The 20,001-nt window shown below is 33.2% G+C and carries 18 protein-coding genes; 9 read left to right on the top strand and 9 right to left on the bottom strand.

Going from position 1 to position 20,001, the window contains the following annotated elements; genetic code table 11:
* The first annotated feature begins 112 nt into the window (after positions 1–112).
* The 6 genes from P5P87_RS05905 to P5P87_RS05880 are packed head-to-tail and all read left to right on the top strand — an operon-like array spanning position 113 to position 4,594.
* Entirely contained in the window at positions 113–478 is a 366-nt protein-coding gene (locus tag P5P87_RS05905; protein WP_111423610.1) for a response regulator transcription factor, read from the top strand.
* On the top strand, positions 478–1,077 hold the full coding sequence (locus tag P5P87_RS05900; RefSeq protein WP_278021902.1) for a tetratricopeptide repeat protein: 600 nt from the start codon (positions 478–480) through the stop codon (positions 1,075–1,077). Before P5P87_RS05905 ends, P5P87_RS05900 begins: the two co-directional genes overlap by 1 nt.
* The gene (locus P5P87_RS05895; RefSeq protein ID WP_340696688.1) at positions 1,025–1,693 is read left to right on the top strand and encodes a YaiO family outer membrane beta-barrel protein; all 669 of its coding nucleotides are present in this window, start codon (positions 1,025–1,027) and stop codon (positions 1,691–1,693) included. Before P5P87_RS05900 ends, P5P87_RS05895 begins: the two co-directional genes overlap by 53 nt.
* Before the next feature lies 1 nt (position 1,694).
* Positions 1,695–2,516, top strand: a complete 822-nt coding sequence (locus P5P87_RS05890) for a hypothetical protein (RefSeq protein ID WP_278021901.1) — start codon at positions 1,695–1,697, stop codon at positions 2,514–2,516.
* Between the two features lie 12 nt (positions 2,517–2,528).
* On the top strand, positions 2,529–3,959 hold the full coding sequence (locus P5P87_RS05885; RefSeq protein WP_278021900.1) for a glycosyltransferase family 2 protein: 1,431 nt from the start codon (positions 2,529–2,531) through the stop codon (positions 3,957–3,959).
* 5 nt (positions 3,960–3,964) lie between these two features.
* Positions 3,965–4,594: a response regulator gene (locus P5P87_RS05880; protein WP_278021899.1), complete on the top strand. Its 630-nt coding sequence runs from the start codon at positions 3,965–3,967 to the stop codon at positions 4,592–4,594.
* Here the strand turns inward: P5P87_RS05880 and P5P87_RS05875 are convergent.
* The 3 genes from P5P87_RS05875 to P5P87_RS05865 all read right to left on the bottom strand — a co-directional run bounded on the left by P5P87_RS05875 (position 4,591) and on the right by P5P87_RS05865 (position 7,539).
* Positions 4,591–5,814, bottom strand: a complete 1,224-nt coding sequence (locus P5P87_RS05875) for an ATP-binding protein (RefSeq protein WP_278021898.1) — start codon at positions 5,812–5,814, stop codon at positions 4,591–4,593. The genes P5P87_RS05880 and P5P87_RS05875 overlap by 4 nt on opposite strands.
* Before the next feature lie 127 nt (positions 5,815–5,941).
* Positions 5,942–6,646, bottom strand: coding sequence for a ligand-binding sensor domain-containing protein (locus tag P5P87_RS05870; protein ID WP_278021897.1), 705 nt, complete (start codon positions 6,644–6,646; stop codon positions 5,942–5,944).
* A gap of 110 nt (positions 6,647–6,756) precedes the next feature.
* On the bottom strand, positions 6,757–7,539 hold the full coding sequence (locus P5P87_RS05865) for a hypothetical protein (RefSeq protein WP_278021896.1): 783 nt from the start codon (positions 7,537–7,539) through the stop codon (positions 6,757–6,759).
* A gap of 231 nt (positions 7,540–7,770) precedes the next feature.
* Here P5P87_RS05865 and P5P87_RS05860 point away from each other — a divergent pair, with 231 nt between their 5' ends.
* Positions 7,771–8,325, top strand: coding sequence for an NAD(P)-binding domain-containing protein (locus tag P5P87_RS05860; protein WP_278021895.1), 555 nt, complete (start codon positions 7,771–7,773; stop codon positions 8,323–8,325).
* A 110-nt stretch (positions 8,326–8,435) separates the two neighbouring features.
* Here the strand turns inward: P5P87_RS05860 and ilvD are convergent, their stop codons facing one another.
* A complete protein-coding gene (gene ilvD, locus P5P87_RS05855; RefSeq protein ID WP_278021894.1) occupies positions 8,436–10,127 on the bottom strand; it encodes a dihydroxy-acid dehydratase in 1,692 nt (563 codons plus the stop codon).
* A 57-nt stretch (positions 10,128–10,184) separates the two neighbouring features.
* Positions 10,185–10,754, bottom strand: a complete 570-nt coding sequence (locus tag P5P87_RS05850) for a Crp/Fnr family transcriptional regulator (RefSeq protein WP_278021893.1) — start codon at positions 10,752–10,754, stop codon at positions 10,185–10,187.
* A 252-nt stretch (positions 10,755–11,006) separates the two neighbouring features.
* On the opposite strand from P5P87_RS05850, the gene P5P87_RS05845 reads away from it, so the two are divergent.
* Together P5P87_RS05845 and P5P87_RS05840 are read left to right on the top strand one after the other, a co-directional pair.
* Complete coding sequence (locus P5P87_RS05845; protein ID WP_278021892.1) at positions 11,007–11,819, top strand: helix-turn-helix domain-containing protein; 813 nt, start codon at positions 11,007–11,009, stop codon at positions 11,817–11,819.
* 79 nt (positions 11,820–11,898) lie between these two features.
* On the top strand, positions 11,899–12,510 hold the full coding sequence (locus tag P5P87_RS05840) for a DUF417 family protein (RefSeq protein WP_278021891.1): 612 nt from the start codon (positions 11,899–11,901) through the stop codon (positions 12,508–12,510).
* 62 nt (positions 12,511–12,572) lie between these two features.
* Here P5P87_RS05840 and P5P87_RS25840 read toward each other — a convergent pair whose 3' ends face one another.
* From P5P87_RS25840 to P5P87_RS05825, 4 genes are all read right to left on the bottom strand, one after another.
* Positions 12,573–13,856 carry an ABC transporter permease gene (locus P5P87_RS25840; protein WP_340696660.1) on the bottom strand — a complete coding sequence of 428 codons (1,284 nt, stop codon included), beginning with the start codon at positions 13,854–13,856 and terminating at the stop codon, positions 12,573–12,575.
* A 29-nt stretch (positions 13,857–13,885) separates the two neighbouring features.
* Entirely contained in the window at positions 13,886–15,001 is a 1,116-nt protein-coding gene (locus P5P87_RS25835; protein ID WP_340696659.1) for an ABC transporter permease, read from the bottom strand.
* 174 nt (positions 15,002–15,175) lie between these two features.
* Positions 15,176–17,587 (bottom strand): ABC transporter permease, encoded by a 2,412-nt coding sequence (locus P5P87_RS05830; protein WP_278021890.1) that lies wholly within the window; start codon positions 17,585–17,587, stop codon positions 15,176–15,178.
* A gap of 1 nt (position 17,588) precedes the next feature.
* Entirely contained in the window at positions 17,589–20,000 is a 2,412-nt protein-coding gene (locus P5P87_RS05825; RefSeq protein ID WP_278021889.1) for an ABC transporter permease, read from the bottom strand.
* Position 20,001: the final 1 nt, after the last annotated feature.

Here is a 20,001-nt window from a genome sequence, read left to right as displayed (position 1 = left end):
TTGAAGAAGTCGTTAAAATTTTAAAAGAGCTATGATATAAAGGAAATATACAATAGCTTTACTATATAAGACGTTATAATTTAAATTGTCCCCAAGATAAAAAAAATAAAAAATGAGAATTATTGTAGCCGAAGATAATGATATCCTACGCAAATCGTTATCTTTTTTCTTAGAGTCCAAAGGATTTAGCATTGACCAGTTTTCTGATGGAAAAGAAGCGCTTGAAGCGATCGAAAAAGAAAACTATGATTTAATATTGACTGATATAAACATGCCGGGTGTTAGCGGAATGGAAATTACGCAACACGTGCGAGAAAACCTTAAATCTGATATTCCCGTAATTATATTAACCTCTTCAGGTGTGGAGCAGACAGAGCTTGATTCTTTTGACATTGGAGCAAATGAATTTATTGCAAAGCCTGTAAGTCCAGCTGTACTTTTAGTGAGGATTAATAAATTACTAAAAACCCGAATCTAATGAAGTTTATATATTATTCTATTTTCCTGGTTTTTATTTCTTCTGTTGCATTCGCACAAGAAATCAATATAGATGAGACTTTGGCAAATGTTAAACGCGAAGTCGAAAAAGAAAATTTTGATAAAGCCTTATCGATTATTGAACCTCTGCGTGCCAAATATCCTGAAAATGAAGATATACAGACATACACAGGACGTATCTATAGTTGGAAAAAAGAATATAAAACTGCCATAAAGATTTTGTCTCCAATGGCAGATAGAAATAATCCGAATCCTGAAGCTTTACAAGCACTTGTAAATGTTTATTTCTGGACAGAAGATTATGAAAAATGTATTTTGTATTGTGATAAGTATTTAACGATTGATCCAAAATCGGTAGAGGTATTGAAGATTAAAGCGACTTGTTTAGAAAAACTAAATCGCGATCAGGAAGCATTAGATTTAATAGATAAAGCATCTTATATAGATAATAGTACTCAAGCCTTTAGCGGAATACGCACACTTATTGGACGTAAAGCAAAAAATACAGTTTCGGCTTCTTACCTAAATATTTCGACTTCAGATCCGGGACAGCAGACCATTTCATTATGGATATGTTGAGTATTCGCATAAATTTAGCAAATCGGCAATTGTTGGGAGAGCCAATATCGGAAACATAAGTGGCGACACGCAAATGTTATTTGAAACTGATTTTTATCAGACCTTTTCAAACAAAAGTTATTTGTATGCAAATGCAGGAGTTTCTACAGGAGAAACCATATTTCCTGTAGCCAAAGGAGGTTTAGAATATTATTTTAAGCCACAGAAAAAGTTCGATTTTTCGCTTGGAGGAAGATATATGCATTTTGAGACAGACAATATTACATTGCTTACTGGTCAAGTTGCTTATAATGCAGGGATTTATACTTTTGCTTACAGGCCTTACTACGATATTTCGAATGAATTATTTTCTCATGTTTTAAGCGTTCAACGTGTAAACGAAGAAAAAGAGCGTCTTGTAAGACTGGAACTGCAATACGGAAACGTACCGTATTTGTATCTCTACAATAATTTTACACAGCCTCTAAAAGCGTATAGAGTAGGAATTCAATATCAGCACCGTTTTGGCGATTCGTTTTTTGTGCGTCCGATTTTCCTTTACGAATATGAAGAATATACACAAGGAGAATATCGAAATAAGTTTAATGTGCAGTTAATTGTAACGAAACGTTTTTAAGATGAAAGAGATCTGGGATTTATATAAAAGCGGAGGTTGGGAAGTACCTTTTCTCACGTTTTCCATTTACTTGTTTGTAACGGCATCATTTATCTTATATCTTATTATTGTAGCAAGCAGAAACAATAAAATAAAAAAGGAACGACTCACTAAAGAATACAGCACAATAATCGATAAAGTAATGTCGGATATTATTTTTGGCAATATTCCTTTTTCAAAAATTAAAGAAGACAAGAATTTTCAAGTGCTTTTTGACACGTCTTTTTTTAGAGAAGTTTTGACAGAATCTCTAATCAATCTGCATAAAAACTATGAAGGTATTTATGCCGAGAAATTGGAACGGTTTTATGAGGATTCTGGATTGATAAAATCTTCGTTTAAAAAGCTCAAAAGCTTAAGGTGGGAAGTAAAATGTAAAGGAATTACAGAATTGGCAGAATTTAATATTAAAGGAGCGTTTGATCAAATTATTATTTGTTCTAAAGCCAGAAATAAAACATTAAAAATTGTTGCCATAAATGCTTGCATAAAACTTGAGGGAACTCAAAGCATCCAGTATTTGGTGCAACATTCTGATCCTATAGACGATTGGATGCAACTGAATATTATAGGCGCTTTTAAAAAACACGATATAGGCGATACAGAAGGAATTGAGCATTTACTTGAATCGCAAAACACAACCGTTATTACGCTTGGTTTAAAGCTTATAAAAGAACTGAAATTATCGCAAAAAGTTCCGCAAGTAGCGCAACTGGCTGCCCAAACGACAAATGCTATCATAAAATACGAAGCGCAAAGTATTTTGCAGACATTAACAGCATAATAGTATAAGAAAATGACTTTTTTTAATCCTGAAATAACATGGTTTTTGGATGTATATATACTCCTAATACTTGGTTACGCCATACTGATCATGTCGTCTTATTTAATGCTGGCCTATATTTCGACAAAAGAGCTTAGAAATTACCTCAAACGTAACAGCTTTGTTGATTATGATGTGCTGTTAAGTACTGAGTTTGCACCAAAACTTTCGCTTATTGCGCCTGCTTATAATGAAGGTCTTACGATCGAAGAAAATGTAAAATCATTGCTTTCGCTTAATTATAATAATTATCAAGTTATTGTAGTAAATGATGGAAGCAAGGACAATTCGATGGAAATCTTGACTAAAACCTACGATTTGGTTTTGACTAATTTGGATTTTCATCCGCAAATTGAAACAAAAAAAATAAAAGGAATTTACACTTCTAAAAATGCCGCTTTCAAAAAGCTAATTGTCGTAGACAAAGAAAATGGAGGTAAAGCCGATGCATTAAACGTTGGACTTAACATTGCTCAGAATCCATATGTGGTTTGTATTGATGTCGATTGTATTTTGGATAAAGATTCGCTTTTAAAACTGGCAAAACCGTTTTTAGAGGCATACGGAAAACGCATTATTGCAACTGGAGGAGTGGTTCGAATTGCTAATCAATGTGTGATCAAGAACGGACGTTTGGTCGAAGTGAATATTCCAGATGTTATGTTGCCGAGAATTCAGGTTTTAGAATACTTAAGAGCATTTCTTTTGGGAAGAATGGCTTGGGGAAAACTAGACGGCTTATTGCTTATTAGCGGAGCTTTTGGGGCTTTTGATAAAGAAATTGCCATACTTTCTGGCGGTTATAGCACCAAAACGGTTGGAGAAGACATGGAGCTGATTGTAAGAATGCGACGTTATATGCTAGATAATAAATTGCCGTACTCAGTAAGTTATATTCCAGACCCGCTTTGTTGGACCGAAGCACCAGAAGATTTTAAAATATTCAAAAAACAGCGTTCGCGTTGGATGCGCGGAACTATAGAAACATTGAGTTTTCACAAAAAAATGTTCTTAAATCCAAAATACAAGCTTTTGGGAATGTTGAGTGTGCCTTATTGGACTTTGTTTGAATTTTTAGCTCCTGCAATTGAATTTATCGGACTTGTAATAACAGTCGTGTTTATTGTATTGGGATTATTAAACTGGCATTTTTTCTTCTTATTGCTTCTTTTTGTATATTCGTTTGCTGTTTTATTTTCGGTTATTGCTTTATATAGCGAAGAAAAAACCTATCATAAATATCCAAAACAAGCCGATTTTTTAAAGCTTTTAATGGTCGCTTTTATTGAACCTTTTTATTTCCACCCGCTTACTGTTTATGCCGCTTTGATTGGTTACAAAGAAAAAGTTATGGGAACGAAAGGTTGGGGCGAAATGACTAGAAAAGGATTTACTAAGAAATAGTGAATATGACAAAGAAAATTTTAATTGTCGATGATCATTTGGTAGTGCGAAATGGAGTTGCAATGATTCTTGAAAGACAATTTGAGGATGTTGCAATCTCGCATGCTGAAAATTTCTTTGAGGCTATTACACTTTTAAAAAATCTTCTTTTTGACTTAGTAGTTCTAGACATTAATATTCCTGGAGGAAAGAGTACCGATATGATAACCGACATTAGAGCTATTCAATCTGAAGTAAAAATACTGGTTTTTTCGGCTCACGAAGAAGAGCAATACGCCTTGAAATACCTTTCTAGCGGAGCCAATGGATATGTCGATAAATTGTGCAGTGAAGAAAAAATCATGTTTGCCATTACTTCCATTTTTGAATCAGGAACTTATGTTTCTCCTGAATTGGTAAGTAAATTGGTAAGCATCCAGACTAGTAAAAAGACCTTAAATCCTTTTGAAGGTTTATCTAAAAGAGAGCTTCAAATAACCGATTTATTGATTCAAGGAAATGGCAATTTAGAAATTTCTAACAAACTCAATATTCACATGTCGACTGTGAGCACTTACAAAGCAAGGGTTTTTGAAAAACTAAAAGTCAATAATCTGGTAGAACTCATTAACTTGTATAAAACTTTTCAAGGCTAGTTATATTCGACCATTATTTCGATTGTAGTCCCTTTGTCAATACCGCTTTTAATATTGATGTTTCCTTCAATAAGAATAAGAAGCTCAATAATCATATGAAGCCCCAAATGATAATTTTTCGAAATTGGATTTTTATAAAAATTGTGATAGTAATCAATAAGTTCTTTACTCATTCCTTTACCATTATCAATAATTTTTAAAGTTAGAATATTGCTTTGAGTGGTGCATAATAATTCAATTCTACCGTTTTTGGTGTTTTTTATGGCATTATCAATCAAATTATGAATAATAATAGAAAGCGCTTTTTTATTTGTCTTTACCAATAAATCCTTAGGTACACTATTGATAATCGCATTATTTTCTGCTTCTGCAATTTTTTCAAAAATATGAATGCTTTCTTCTATTAATTTGTTCAGAGAATAGCTTTCTCCTTCAAGTTTTTTCCCTTCAATAAAAATAGAGGAGTATTTGATAAGATTTTCGACATACTCATACAATTGTAATGTTGATGTTTGCAACATGCCTAATTGCTGTTTAAGCTTTGGATCTTGCTGTATGGTACTGTTTTCGAAAAGATGTTTTACAGAAGAAGACAAGAATTTTAATGGACTTTTGATATCATGGCTCATGCTCTTTACAAGCATTTCGTGCTGTTTAATTTCCTGTTTTAAGTTGTTTTCTGTTATTTCAAGTTTCTGAACCGTAGCGACTAATTTTTTTGTCTTTTTTGCAATTGTAATTTGAAGCTGTAAGCTTTTCATTTTTTGATAGTATAATCTGATGTACCAGATTGAAATAACAAAACCAACAAAAAGAAAACAGCAGAGAATAGTGAACCAGATCGTTTGATGAAATTTTGCAGGCACAACGAGAATTACTTTTTTGTAGGCATAATTGGCATTAAAACCAGATAAACTTCTAAAGGTAAGTGTATAAGTTCCTGGAGGCAATGTTGTAAAAGAAATTGATTTATCGGCTTTTAGTCGTTCCCAGCGATCACTGCCAATTTTGTCCATTTTTGCTTCGATGGCTACATTTTTTGGATTACCGTAATAAGGATATGAAACCAAAAAACTTACTCGTTGAAAATTGTTTTTTAAGACAATAGTATCTTTCGGAATAATTATTTTCTGATCTAGAACAACTCTGTCAATAAAAAGATCTTTTCCCGGAAGTAAAGGAGATATTTTATACGGATTAAAAAAAACGATACCATTCATGGACGGAAAAACAATATCATTGTTTTTTAGAAAATTCCCGCAAGGTTGGCAGCCGCCGTTAAATTCATTAATCAGAAAACCGTCTGCTTTATTGTACTGATGGTAATATATAACCGTATTTTTATTTTTATAATGTCTGCAGCAACGCTTTTCTAGAAACCTGAAAAAGTCCTTTATTGGTTGATATCCAGAAAAACTCGTTTTTGTCTTCAATGATGCAATGAGCAGAATTAAGATAATGCTCTTCGTCTGTTGGAAAAGAATGTAGAGTCTGATTTTCGTAAAGAAAAAAGCCTTTTTCGTATGTGGTAAGCCATATTTTCTGCTTGCTGTCTATAAAAACGCTTCGAATGTTTATCTTTTCAGTGTTTTTTGCAAAATGCAGTTTTTTAGTTTTTAAGTCATACAAAAACAGTCCGTTATCTCCAGCCAAATACAAAATGCTGTTTTGCTGAACGATATAATTGATGTTGTTTTTAAAAACCGCCTTAAGTGTTACAACTCCTTTTTTTATAGCATACAATTTAGGTTTATGAAACTCATCTATTCCCAGAGAAACCCAAATGGTATTGCTATTATCTTTAAATATTGTTTTCGGATTTTGATTAAAAGGGTAGGTGATATATTTTTTGTATCCTGATTTTTTTAGATAACATAATACTTTCATGGCTCGGCTTATCCATATATTTTTCTCATCGTCGAGAGCAATATTTATACGTTCATCCAAAAGAACGCTTTTAGGAAAAGGAATACTATCAATAACTCTTTTATTATTAATAATCAATCCTTCAGAAGTGATTACAGTACTATCGCTAAAAGCTTGTGCAAGCATAGTAAACTTCGGCTCTTTCGTTGCTTTTTTTGACGGTTTTAAAAAGAGGAAAAGAAATAATGCACAATCCGTTTGTACCGCTCCCTAAGTACAATTTATTATTTTTTTGATCAAAATAAGCAGCTGATTATATTGCTTGTTTCAAAATCTTTGTATTCGACAATTAATTGAGCAGTTAATTGGTCATTTTGATTTTTTAACTGATAAATTTTATTCTTTACAGATAGAAAAACCTGGCCTGTTGTGATGTTCCAGAATAACCTACGATTTCTTGTCGGTATTGCATTCAGTTTTCCTGAAGATTCTCCTTTTTCCGAAAAACAATGATAATTACCATTATCCTCTAGATAAAAAAGAGAATTATTAAGTGCGAAAAAATTAAAAATATTATCATTTTTAAAAGGAGTTTTAGAAATGCTTTTCATTTTAGAATCGCATAATTCAATGGTTTGGTTATCTATAAAGAATATATTTCCATTAGATAATCTGATATAATAAGGCTCGTGCTGATTAATAGAATAGTTGGACGGAAGACCGTCATGAAAGAAGAAATGTCTTCCGTTTCGCACCAAACTAGATTTTGGAGCATTTTTTTTAAGAATTTGGACTTTTGCATTTCTGATAAAGACAAGTTCTTTTTTGCTTTCGTTGTAACTTGTAAGACTATCTTTTTCTATGCTTCCAAAAATATCGGTAAAACGAGTATGCTCTAAAGAGGTATTGGATGAATTAAAAACAAGAAAATTATTGCCGTCATAACGAACAATACCATTTTCGGTAGTCATCCATATAAAATTGTGTTTGCCCTGAACGATTGCTTTTATACTGTTCTGTTGCAGTTCATTATTATCCGCAGTGTACCATCTAGCCGTGTAGTTTTCTTGGCAGGCCATTTTAGTTGTAATAAGCAATAGCAAAAAACAACAATAACGAAATGAAAAAGAAGCCGTTATTTTGGACATCTGACTAAATTATAGCACAAACTTAGCAAACATAAATCAGAAATCATGGTTTGTAGTTTTAAATCTACAACGTTGTAGATTTATTGAGACAGACAAGATAAGCTATCTAATAGTCGATAAGACTATATTTGCCTTATAAGGTTAAAGGCAAAGTTTAGAAATATGAAGATAGGCGTAATTGGTTTATGTAGTTTTACAATGGATTTTGTGAGCCGTGCGGTCGAGGCAGGACATCAAGTATTATTGAGTTCTACTCGCGAAAATAGCCAGTTTAAAGATATAGCTAAAACCTCAGGGAAGAATGTAAAATTGGTAAGCAAATACGAAGCAGCAAAAGCCAGTATTTTGATATTATTTATTCCGCGTGAAGATGTTAGATTATTCTTGACAGACTTGCCAGACATGAATGAGAAAGTATTAATACATTCTAGCAATCCAATTTTTAGTTTAGAATGTCTGGAGCCAAATGCAAAGGCATCATCTGAAATAATTGCATCACTTTTGCCTGAAGCTCATGTTGTTAGGGTACTTAATATAGTGAATCCAGAAGTGCTTTCTATGATAAATCAAAAGCAAAATGGCAATGAAATATTTTATACAGGATTGAATAAACAGGCAAAAAATAAAGCTAAAACATTTTTTAAAAGTCTAAATCTTGCTGGGGTCGATTTTGAAGAATTGTACCAACTTCCAATGCATTCTTGTTTCATGAATTAGAAAATATATTACGAAACCAGCTTTGAATAATTAGAATTGTTCAAACCCTTGAAATGTTCCCAGAAAAGCTAACTTTCTGGGACATTTCTTTTTGGGATTTTTTTAATTTTTTAATCTAAATCTGTTTTCAAAACAGCTCCAGTACTTGCATTAGTTACTAACGCTCTGTATTGTGAAAGCCATTTTGAGTTTAATGGTTTTTTTAATGGTTTGAAAGTGGCTTTTCTTGTCGCGATTTCTTCATCACTTAAATTAACCGATAAAATATATTGATCTACGTCTATGTGAATTTCGTCACCGTCTTTAACCAAACCAATCATACCGCCCTCAGCAGCTTCAGGAGAAACGTGTCCGATTGATGCACCTCTTGTTGCACCGCTAAATCTTCCGTCAGTAATTAAGGCTACAGAACTTCCAAGCCCCATTCCCATAATTAAACTCGTAGGAGAAAGCATTTCTTGCATTCCAGGTCCGCCTTTTGGTCCTTCATAACGAATAACCACTACATTTCCGGCTTTCACTTTTCCCATCATAATTCCTGCAATCGCTTCGGCTTGACCGTCAAAACAGACTGCGCTACCAGTAAATACGCGATCTCCAGTTAATCCGGCAGTTTTAATAACCGCACCTTGTTCAGCAAGATTTCCGTATAAAATGGCCAATCCGCCAACTCTACTGTACGGATTATCGATGGTATGAATAATAGTTGTGTCTTTAATTTCGGCATTAGCAATTTTTTCCAATAAAGTTTCACCACTAATCGTAAGATTATCAATTAAAACGCCTGAACCTCTTTTGTTTATTTCCTTCATAACTGCATTTACACCACCAGCACGGTTGATATCTTCCATATGAACCGTGCTTAAACTTGGCGAAATCTTAGCAATATGCGCCACATTTCCAGAAATGGTATTAATGTCTTTTAATTTAAAATCAACATTAGCTTCGTTCGCAATTGCAAGCATATGAAGAACAGTATTCGTACTTCCGCCCATTGCCATATCGACAGCAAAAGCGTTGCGAACGGCATTTTCGTTCAAAATATTTTTTAATTTGAATTTTTCAATAGCTTGTTGGTCTTTTGCAATATCACAGATTCTTCTCGCTGCTTGGCGATACAATTGTTCACGTTCTGGAGTTTGAGCCAAAATTGTTCCGTTTCCAGGAAGCGCAATTCCCATTGCTTCCATCAAAGTATTCATAGAATTTGCGGTAAACATTCCAGAACAGCTTCCACCGCTTGGACAAGCATTACATTCAATATCGTATAATTCTTCGTCAGAGATTTTTCCTGCTTCGTGTTTTCCAACTGCTTCAAAAGCTGTTGCTAAGTCAATTGCCGTTCCGTTTTTGGTATATCCTTTAGACATTGGTCCGCCGCTTACAAAAATGGTTGGAACATCTACACGTAAAGCACCCATAATCATTCCTGGAACAATTTTATCGCAGTTCGGAATCGCAATCATCGCATCCAATTTATGCGCATTCATTACACTTTCTATAGAGTTGGCGATAATTTCACGGCTCGGAAGCGAGTATAACATTCCGTCATGTCCCATTGCAATTCCGTCATCGATTCCGATTGTATTAAATTCAAAAGGAACACAGCCATTGGCACGAATTTCTTCTTTGATAATTTCAGATACTTTGTTTAAGAAAAAATGTCCTGGAATGATTTCGATAAACGAATTTGCCACTCCAATAAATGGTTTGCTAAAATCTTCATTTTTCAAGCCCGTAGCTCGCAATAAGGATCTGTGAGGAGTTCGCTGAACGCCTTTTTTTACTTCATCACTTCTCATGATAGAAAATGTTTTTTAATGTTGTTTTTTGTTTTTTTGATAGTTAACAGATTATAATTAAATCTGCGATTTTATTCTGCTTAATGTTTCTGGCGAAACATTAAGGTATGCCGCAAGATTGGCATTGGACAATCTCTGAATGAGTTCGGGGTTGTTTTTAAGAAGATTTCGATACCGTTCGGCAGCATTTTGTGTCAATAAACTGCTGAGTTTAGAAGTAATCACCGTAAGACCATATTCGAGAATATAGATGTACATTTTATCCCATTGCGGAATGGTGTTGCGAAGATGAAAAAAATCTTCATAAGAAATAGCCAAAAGCTCTGAAGCCTCAACCGCTTCAATGTATTCGGTGCTTGGTTCTCTAGAAATAAAACTGACAATCGAAGTTAGAAATGTACCTTCAAAAGCCATAAAACGTGTAGTTATATTATGATCTTCTGTGCTGTAATACAATCGCAGACAGCCTTTTTTTATAAAAAATATTTTATTAGCAACGGTTCCGCTTTTAAGCAACTGCTCATTCTTCTTTACTTGTATTAATTTAAAGCAGGATAAAATGGTGTTAAGTTCATCATTTTCTAATTGTAATCTGCTCTGAATTAAAGCCTCAAGTTCACTCATCATTTCTCAAAAATTAATCATTATCAAAAGTAAAGTTAATCAAGCAAAAAAACATTGACGAATGTCAAAATCGGTTTAAGAATGAATATAAATAACTTTGCGTCTTTGAGACTTTGCGAGCAATTTTTCAAGGAATGGAAAAAGATACTTAAAATATAATCTCGCAAAGTCGCAAAGACGCAAAGTTTTGAAGTTTTAATCTGCTCAAATCTGCAGAATCTGCGTGAAACAAAAACAAATCTGTAATTTAGTAAAATGAAAATCGAACTGAAACAATCTTTTTTTCTTGAAAAGGCAATCAACGAACCGTATTACAACATTTTAATGTTTGATGGAGAAGTAACTTTTTCTGTTGATTTAACTGATTACGAATGTAAAGGGAAATGTCTTTTGTTTTTAACACCGTATCAGTTATTGCAATGGAAAAATTCGACAGTACCTTTCCTAAATATTCTTAGTTTTCACGGAGATTTTTACTGTATTGAATACCATAAAAAAGAAGTGGCTTGCAACGGAATTTTATTCAATGATATTTATAGCGAACCATTTGTAACGGTTTCCGATTTTATTTACGAGGAAATCACGAGCATTATGGAAAGAATGAAAAGGGTAGAAGATTCAGAAATGGATTATGATAATTCGATTCTAAAGTCTTATCTGCAGGTTATTCTAGCCTTGAGCAGTAAAGAAAAACAGCTCAAAATGTCGCCACAGATTCAGGAATCTATTGGAAACGCGGACATTTTGAAGTTTCAGCATTTGTTAGACACTCATTTTTCAGAAGCAAAAGAAGTTGCTTTTTATGCCTCAAAATACAATTTGAGCGTCAATACTTTCAGTAAAAGAATCAAAAAACATTTCGGGAAATCGCCTTCTCAGCTTATTCAAGATCGCATTGTTTTGGAAGCTAAGAAACAGCTGCATTTGACAACCAAAACAATAAAAGAAATCGCAGACGATCTTAATTTTGAAGACGAATTTTATTTCAGCCGATATTTCAAGAAAAGTGTGGGCATTTCGCCGAAAGAATTCAGAAAAGAAGTTGGCATTTCTATCGTGGCAAAATAGTCCATGAAAACTCCTTTACGTCCATTTTTATCCAGATAAGCATAAAGTAATTTTGATTTGTATTTAAAACAGAATCAAAATGGAAAAATTTATACGATTTATTGCGGGTGGACAAAACAACTTTATTCACTTTTTAAGAATTGCCATATTTGTTGTAATGGCGTGGATTGGCGGATTAAAAGCCTTTAAATATGAAGCTGATGGAATTGTTCCGTTGGTTGCGAATAGTCCGTTTATGAGCTTCTTCTATAAAGACGCCAATAAACAAGTCGTAAATGATGAAGGTAAAACGGTAAAAGCCTACACACTTTATAAAAACGTTGAAGGTAAAACTGTTGAGAAAAACATCAAATGGCACGAAGCCAACGGAACTTATATTTTTTCTTACGGACTAGGAACTGTTATTGTGACAATTGGTTTGTTGGTTCTTTTGGGAATCTGGTTTCCTAAAATGGGCTTTTTGGGCGGACTTCTGACATTCGGAATGGCGTTTGTAACCTTATCATTTTTAATCACAACACCAGAAGTTTATGTGCCGAATCTGGGCGGAGATTTTCCAACGCCAGAATTTGGTTTTCCGTATCTTTCTGTTGGAGGCCGTTTGGTTCTCAAAGACATTATCATGATGAGTGGCGGATTGATCGTAGCTTCAGACAGCGCAAAGAAAATTTTAAAACGATTTTACGCTTAATAGAAAATAAAAAAAGTCGCGCAAGGGCTCAGACTTGCACAGCTTTTTACAAAAACTCAAAACTAACTTATTCGTATTTTAAATATTTCAGGACATCGACTTTTGTTGCTTGATACGCTTTTGCTAAAACAATACATAGCGTTAAAAACAATAAAAGCAAAAAGGAAAGTAGAAACGGCAAGCATCGGAATTTCGATTCTAAAGGCAAAATTATTCAGCCATTTCTGCAATAAAACATAGGCAGGAAATACAGCAATAAGGAAACCTATTGCACAATAAACTACATATTGTTTAGACAGTTCTTTCAGTAAAATATTGGTCTCTGCGCCCAAAGTTTTTCGAATCGCAATTTCTTTCATTCTTCTTTGAATGGAATAAGATGCGAGAGCAAAAAGTCCGAAAAGGGCAATAAGAATTACAATAACATTGAGCAGAGAAAACAAATTTTTCTGCTTTACATAAGACTCGTAAGTTCGCGCATATTCTTTATCGGCAAAATCATATTGAAATGGATATTCGGTATCGACTTTTGTTTTCCAGAATTTTTCAATTGCAACAATACTACTTTGAATCTGATCTGCTTTTAATTTTACATAGATTCGATTCATTTCATTGGCCATATCTAGAGATTTTATGTGATAAAAAGTAATCGGCGGAACATCGACTTCTGGACTTAAAAGATTAAAATCTTTTACCACGCCAATAATCCTCATTTTCTGATTTCCAATTTTGATCTCTTTACCAATAGGATCTTTTATCTGCATTAAAGCCAATGATTTTTCATTGACTAAAACAGAATTTATAGTGTCTGAAGCTATGTTTGGACTAAGATTTCTGCCTTTTATTACTTTTATATTTAACAGATTTAGCATATCATAGTCAAGTCCGATTGCTTTTTGTTTGAAAAGCACATCTCGATACCAAATTGGCCATTGTGAATCATCTTCTCCGTCAAAAGAAAGAAGACCGGTTGAAACATTTTCAACGCCTTTAATTTTTGAAAGTTCCTGTTTTATAGTGTTATATCTTTCAAAAATATTCTTTCCAACATTTTCTCCCTGATAATAGGAAGACGGAAGATTTAACGAAATTGCCATAACCTGATCGCCTTTAAAACCAAGATCTTTATTGTTTAGATATTTAATTTGCTGATAGACAACGACAGAACCAATAATAAAAAAGGAAGCAATGGCAAATTGAAAAATAAGCATTCCATTTCTAATCCAAACGCCGCTTTTACTTCGAGCGTAATTGCCTCTTAAAACTTTTAAAGTCTCGAAATTAGCAACATATAATGCTGGAAATATCCCTGCAAATACAATGGTTATGAGAAAAACTAGTATCAACTGAAGATAAAATTGGCTTTCGATTATCCTTAATTTTTTTCTAAAAAAGAATTGTAATAAGGAAGTGCAATTTCTACAATCATTAACGCTAATAAAACCGAAAAAGCAGTCATCAAAACGGTTTCAAAAATGAATTGCCAAACAATCTGTTTTTTGGAAGCGCCCAATACTTTACGAACTCCAACTTCTTTAGCTCTTTTAATCGAATTTGCTGTTGCCAAATTGATATAATTGACAATAGACAGAATAAGAATTAAAACCGATAAGCAAGCCATAATTACCAGAAACTGATAATTTCCTCTTCCTTCAGGATATCCATCAGTAACAGAATGTAATCTAGCAGATGAAAGCGGTTCCATCAAAACTTTGAAACTTCCCATTTTCTTGACCATTTCGGCAGGTGTAAAACCCGCTTGTTTGGCAGTTCTTACAATAACCTCGTCATAAAATACTTTATCAAGCATTTTTCTGGTCGATTCTACCTTTGATGGATCTTTTAGTTTTACTAATACTTTTAAAACAAAAAGGCCAGGGTTTTTGTCTGGATCTGCCAAGTCTTTCATGTGGTTTATCACTATGTTTGGTGCGATCGATGAGTTTCCTGGAATGCGATAAACACCTGAAATTGTAAACGTAGCATCCAAACATTTGATTTGTTTGCCTATTGGATTTTTATTTCCAAAAAAGCGTTCTGCAAGTTTCTCTGAAATGGCAATACTGTTTTCGTCTTTTATAGCTGATTTGGCATTTCCATAAATAAATTCAAACGGAAAAAGAGAAAAGAAATCTTTTTCGGCATTTACGATTTTATCTACAAATTCCTTTTGCCCATTGTAAACCACTTTGTCTTTTTGATACCATTCATCTGCATAAACAACAGCTTCTACGTTGGGATCATTTTCTAAATGAGGTTTTAAACGTACAGGATTATTTGCAGTTACAGGCATATCGCTCAATTGCGCTAAAACCTGATAAACTTTATCTTTTTCGGGATTCCAAGCATTGTAGCTGTGTTCGTCGTTCCAATAAAGAAGTGCGAAAATTAAACCCGAAATTCCTATTGATAATCCGAGAATATTGAGGGCAGTAAATAATTTACTGTGTTTGATTTGATAGATAAATATATTGATCCAGTTCTTTAGCATTTTGTTGGTGGTTTAAATAATATAGAACATAAGTTTATGTTATGTCTTATACTTTGTGAGGTTAGTTTCATGCAGATTTTACAGATTTTGGCAGATGTATTTTAAATCTAAAAGAAATCTGCCTAATCAGCTTAAATCTGTAAAATCTGCGTGAAATAAAAAACTTAAAACTAATTACTCGTATTTTAAATATTTTAAAACATTTACTTTGGTCACTTGGTAGGCTTTTGCTAAAACAATCGTCAGCGTTAAAAACAACAGTGATATAAAAGCAACGAAGAATGGCAAAAACGGAATATCGATTCGAGAAGCAAAGTTTTCTAGCCATTTTTGCATCAATAAATAAGCAGGAACAATTCCGATTAAGAAACCAAGTACGCAGAAAATTACATACTGTTTTGATAATTCCTTTAATAGAATATTGGTTTCCGCACCGAGTGTTTTTCTAATGGCGATTTCGCGCAATCTTCTTTCCATAGAAAAAGAAGCCAAAGCAAATAATCCGAAAACAGCAATTAATATTACGACCACATTCAGCAGAGCAAACAAGTTTCTTTGATCCTCATATTTTTTATAGGTTCTGGCAAAGTTTTTATCTACAAAATCATACTCAAAAGGATATTCCTGATCGACTTTAGATTTCCATAATTTATTAATTGCGGCAATGGTTTCTGGCATTTGATCTGGCGATATTTTAACAGAAATATTGTGCATATCATTTGTCATCCAGTCAAAAGCATTGATATGGAAGAAAATCATTGGAGCGATATTATATTCCATTCCGACATAATGGAAATTTTTGACAATACCCACAACTTTAAATTTTTTCCCTCCAAAAGTGATATCCTGATTTACAGGATCCTTTACTTGAAGCGTTTTTGCGGCGGTTTCATTCAATAAAGCACTCGAAATGCTGTCTGTTGCCAATTCGGGATTCAAATCTTTTCCTTTGATAATCTGAATTCCTAAAAGATTTAATTGTCCAAAGTCCATTGGCATTTGCTGTGTTATGACTGCTTTATTGGATTTATAATGAAGCTCTTGCCAAGAATTATCATTGCTTCCAATAGAAAACATTCCTGCAGAAACTCCTTCAACACCTTTAATTTTTTCTAGTTCTTGTTTAATGGTTTTGTACCTTTCGTATTGATTTTTTCCTTTTTGCGGTTTAAAAGAAATATCCATAACCTGAGATCCATTAAAACCTAAATCTTTCGCCATCATAAAGTTTACCTGTCTATAGACAATAAACGACCCGATAATAAAAAGGGTAGCAATAGAAAACTGCAAAACAAGCATTCCGTTACGAATCCAGACACCGTTTTTACTTCTCGAAAAATTGCCTTTTAAGACTTTCAGTGTTTCAAAATTTGCAATGTAAACAGCAGGAAAAACCCCCGAAACAAGGATTACAAAGAAGAAAATTAAAATAAGTTGGAAGTAAAATTGAGTTCCAATTAATGTTAAGTTCTTGTTTAAAAAAGCATTGTAAAAAGGAAGCGAAAGTTCTACGATTACCATTGCCAGTAAAACCGAAAACAAAGTAATAAGCGTGGTTTCAAAAACAAACTGTGTAACAATTTGCGATTTAGTAGCACCGACTATCTTGCGAACTCCAACTTCTTTGGCTCGTTTTACTGCATTTGCAGTAGCCATATTAATGTAGTTTACGATCGAAAGTATTAAAATTAAGATAGATAAACCCATTATAATTTTTAGAAATTGCAAATTGGCATTCTGTTCAGGAAATGCATAATTTCCTTGACGAAGCCTTGCTTTTGTAAACGGAAGAAGCCTTGTTTTTATAGGTTCGCCGTATTGCTTAATAAATTGTTCAATTGATAAGCCTTCAGCTTTTGCCTGTTTTTTGTAGTTGTCTTCAAGAAATATTTTGTCTAAATTTTGAATAACTGCTGTGGTGTCGCTTGGCTTTTTGAGCTTTAGCATTAATCCGTAACTAAAACCCCAGTTATCTTTGTTTTGTTCTAATTCCTCTTCTAAAACAGGAGTAATTACCGAAGGCATTACTGACGATTTTTCAGGCATTTTATATATACCGCGAACAACAAAAATTCGATCTGCGTATTTGACCTGTTTTCCCATTGGGTTTTCATTCTTAAAAATGCGCGCAGCAGTTTCTTTAGAAAGAACCATGCTGTTGCGGTCGCTAAAAGCTGTCTTAGCATTACCTTGAATAAATTCAAAAGGGAAGAAAGAAAAGAAACTCCTTTCGGCTGAAAAGATTTTGTCAACCAATTCGATTTTTCCCTTATACTGAATAGTTTCCGTGGTATAGTTTACTCTGAAATAACAGTATTTATCCAAATATGAAGTAGTTGCATTAAGCATTCTGCCTGGAATTGGAGAATTTGTTGTCCAGATATTTCCACCTCCAAAATCATTCATTGCAATGAAAATTTTATCTTTCTCAGGATTCCATTGATCGTAAGAATGTTCGTCGTTCCAGTATAGAATTGCAAAGATTAAACCTGCAATTCCTATACTCAAGCCCAATATATTAAGGGCTGTAAAGAATTTGTTGTTCTTTATATGATAAACAAATATGTTTGTCCAATTTTTAAGCATCTTACTCGTATTTTAAGTATTTTAAAACATCCACTTTTGTTACTTGATAGGCTTTTAGCAATACTATTGTCAGTGTAAGGAAAAGCAAAGACACAAAAGCAAGAATAAAGGGTAGAAGAGTAATATCAATTCGGAATGGGAAATTTTTAAGCCATTTCTGCAATAAAAAATAAGCAGGAACAATTCCGATAAAGAAACCAATGATACAGAAAACTACATATTGTTTAGATAGTTCTTTCAGTAAAGTATTGGTTTCAGCGCCAAGTGTCTTTCTGATTGCAATTTCTTTGAGTCTTCTTTCCATAGAAAAAGAAGCTAAGGCAAACAGCCCGAAAACGGCAATTAGAATCACAACAACATTCAATAAAGCAAATAAGTTTCTTTGATCTTCGTACTTTTTAAAAGTTTTCGCAAAGTTTTTATCTAAGAAATTATACTCAAAAGGATATTCTGAATCTACTTTTTTAGACCAATAAGTTTTAAGTGCCGATATAGTTTGAGGCATATCTTTTGGTGAAACTTTTACTGTAATCGATCCGATATTACCTTGTGTCCATTTTTGAGTATTGATATGAAAGAAAATCATTGGACTAATTTCATAATCAAGACCATAATAATGAAAGTCTTTTACGATTCCCACAACTTTGTATTTTTGGCCTTGCCAGTCGATAATTTTATCCAAAGGATTTTTTTCATTTATTTTTTTGACTGCTACTTCATTAAGTAATACATTAGAAATCGTGTCGGAAGCCAGTTTTTCGGTAAGAAACCGTCCTTTAACTAGTTTAACACCCAACATTTCCAGCATTCCAAAATCAGAACCCAATTGCTGAACGAGAACTTCTGGAATGCTTTTATAGTGTAATCCACCTTTTGAAGACCAATTTTCTCCAATAGCAAAAGCGCCAGCAGAAACGGCTTCAACACCTTTAAATTTCTTTATTTCCTCCTTTATGGTTTGATATCGCTTAAATTGTTCTTTGTCCTTTTGTGCTCTAAAAGTGATGTTCATTATTTGAGATCCATTAAAACCCAAATCTTTTTCTACCATAAATTGAACTTGTTGGTATACAACAATAGAACCGATGATAAAGAAAACAGCAATCGAAAATTGTAAAACAAGCATAGTGTTTCTAAGCCACAAACCGTTTTTGCTGTGCGAAAAATTTCCTTTTAAAACATTCAAAACTTCAAAATTTGAAATGTAAATTGCAGGAAAAACACCACTCACAATTACCACAAGAATAAAGATTACAACAAGCTGTAAATAAAATTGAGATCCGATAAGAACTAATTCTTTGTTTAAAAACTGATTGTAAAAAGGCAGAGAAACTTCCACAATAACAAGTGCCAATAATAAAGCAAAAAGCATGGTTAGGGCAGTTTCAAATATAAATTGAAGAACAATCTGTCCTTTTGTGGCACCAATTATTTTTCTCACGCCAACTTCTTTTGCTCGTTTTATAGCATTGGCTGTAGCTAAATTGATATAATTTACAATTGACAGCAATAAAATCACAATTGATAAACCCATCAAGATTCGTAAAAACTGAAGATTTCCTGTTCCTTCTGGAAACGGATAACTTTCATTGTGAAGTCTAGAATTTTCAAAAGGAACAACTATGGTTTTCAAAGGTTCTCCGTATGTTTTTATAAACAATTCAAGCGTCATTCCTTCATTTCTTGCTTGTCTTTTATAGTTTTTTTCTATAAATATTTTATCTAAAGATTTGGCTACAAATCCAGCATCACTCTTATTTTTCAATTTTAAGATTAAACCAAAATTAAAGCCCCAATGGTCTTTGTGTTTTTCAAGATCTTCTTCAATACTGTTGGTAACCGCGCTTGGCATCACAACAGATTTTCCAGGTATTTTGTAAACGCCTCGAACAACATACATTTTGTCTGCATATTTTACTTGCTTACCAACTGGGTTTTCATTTTTAAATAATTGAAAAGCAGTTTCCTCTGAAAAAACAATGCTTTGTGGTTCTTGAAGCGCCGTTTTTGCATTACCATATTTGAATTCATACGGAAAAAAAGAAAAGAAACTTTTTTGTGCAGAAAAGATCTTATCAACGATTTCTATTTTGCCATTATATTGTACGGTTTCCTTAGTGTAATAGTCATTGAAATAACAATAATTTTCTACATATGGAGTAGACGATTTCAATAATGGCGCGGTAATAGCAGAGTTTGTCGCAAAAATATTTCCTTTTCCTACATTATTCATAACAATAAATGTCTTATCCCTTTCAGGATTCCATTTATCATACGAGTATTCATCGTTCCAATACAGCGTTGCAAAGATTAAACCTGCAATTCCAATACTCAGACCTAGAATGTTCAGAGCTGTGAAAAGCTTGTTATGCTTTAATTGATAAATAAATATATTAATCCAATTCTGAAGCATA

This window comes from Flavobacterium ginsengisoli (assembly GCF_029625315.1).
Taxonomy (GTDB): Bacteria; Bacteroidota; Bacteroidia; order Flavobacteriales; family Flavobacteriaceae; genus Flavobacterium; species Flavobacterium ginsengisoli.
Note: the sequence above shows the minus strand (reverse complement) of the source record. Positions and strands in the feature narration are given on the sequence as shown.

Coding starts and splice junctions, on each gene's coding strand:
- P5P87_RS05905 (WP_111423610.1), top strand. CDS start 113: ATGAGAATTATTGTAGCCGAAGATAATGATATCCTACGCAAATCGTTA.
- P5P87_RS05900 (WP_278021902.1), top strand. CDS start 478: ATGAAGTTTATATATTATTCTATTTTCCTGGTTTTTATTTCTTCTGTT.
- P5P87_RS05890 (WP_278021901.1), top strand. CDS start 1,695: ATGAAAGAGATCTGGGATTTATATAAAAGCGGAGGTTGGGAAGTACCT.
- P5P87_RS05885 (WP_278021900.1), top strand. CDS start 2,529: ATGACTTTTTTTAATCCTGAAATAACATGGTTTTTGGATGTATATATA.
- P5P87_RS05880 (WP_278021899.1), top strand. CDS start 3,965: ATGACAAAGAAAATTTTAATTGTCGATGATCATTTGGTAGTGCGAAAT.
- P5P87_RS05875 (WP_278021898.1), bottom strand. CDS start 5,814: ATGAATGGTATCGTTTTTTTTAATCCGTATAAAATATCTCCTTTACTT.
- P5P87_RS05870 (WP_278021897.1), bottom strand. CDS start 6,646: ATGCTTGCACAAGCTTTTAGCGATAGTACTGTAATCACTTCTGAAGGA.
- P5P87_RS05865 (WP_278021896.1), bottom strand. CDS start 7,539: ATGGCCTGCCAAGAAAACTACACGGCTAGATGGTACACTGCGGATAAT.
- P5P87_RS05860 (WP_278021895.1), top strand. CDS start 7,771: ATGAAGATAGGCGTAATTGGTTTATGTAGTTTTACAATGGATTTTGTG.
- ilvD (WP_278021894.1), bottom strand. CDS start 10,127: ATGAGAAGTGATGAAGTAAAAAAAGGCGTTCAGCGAACTCCTCACAGA.
- P5P87_RS05850 (WP_278021893.1), bottom strand. CDS start 10,754: ATGATGAGTGAACTTGAGGCTTTAATTCAGAGCAGATTACAATTAGAA.
- P5P87_RS05845 (WP_278021892.1), top strand. CDS start 11,007: ATGAAAATCGAACTGAAACAATCTTTTTTTCTTGAAAAGGCAATCAAC.
- P5P87_RS05840 (WP_278021891.1), top strand. CDS start 11,899: ATGGAAAAATTTATACGATTTATTGCGGGTGGACAAAACAACTTTATT.
- P5P87_RS25835 (WP_340696659.1), bottom strand. CDS start 15,001: ATGCTAAAGAACTGGATCAATATATTTATCTATCAAATCAAACACAGT.
- P5P87_RS05830 (WP_278021890.1), bottom strand. CDS start 17,587: ATGCTTAAAAATTGGACAAACATATTTGTTTATCATATAAAGAACAAC.
- P5P87_RS05825 (WP_278021889.1), bottom strand. CDS start 20,000: ATGCTTCAGAATTGGATTAATATATTTATTTATCAATTAAAGCATAAC.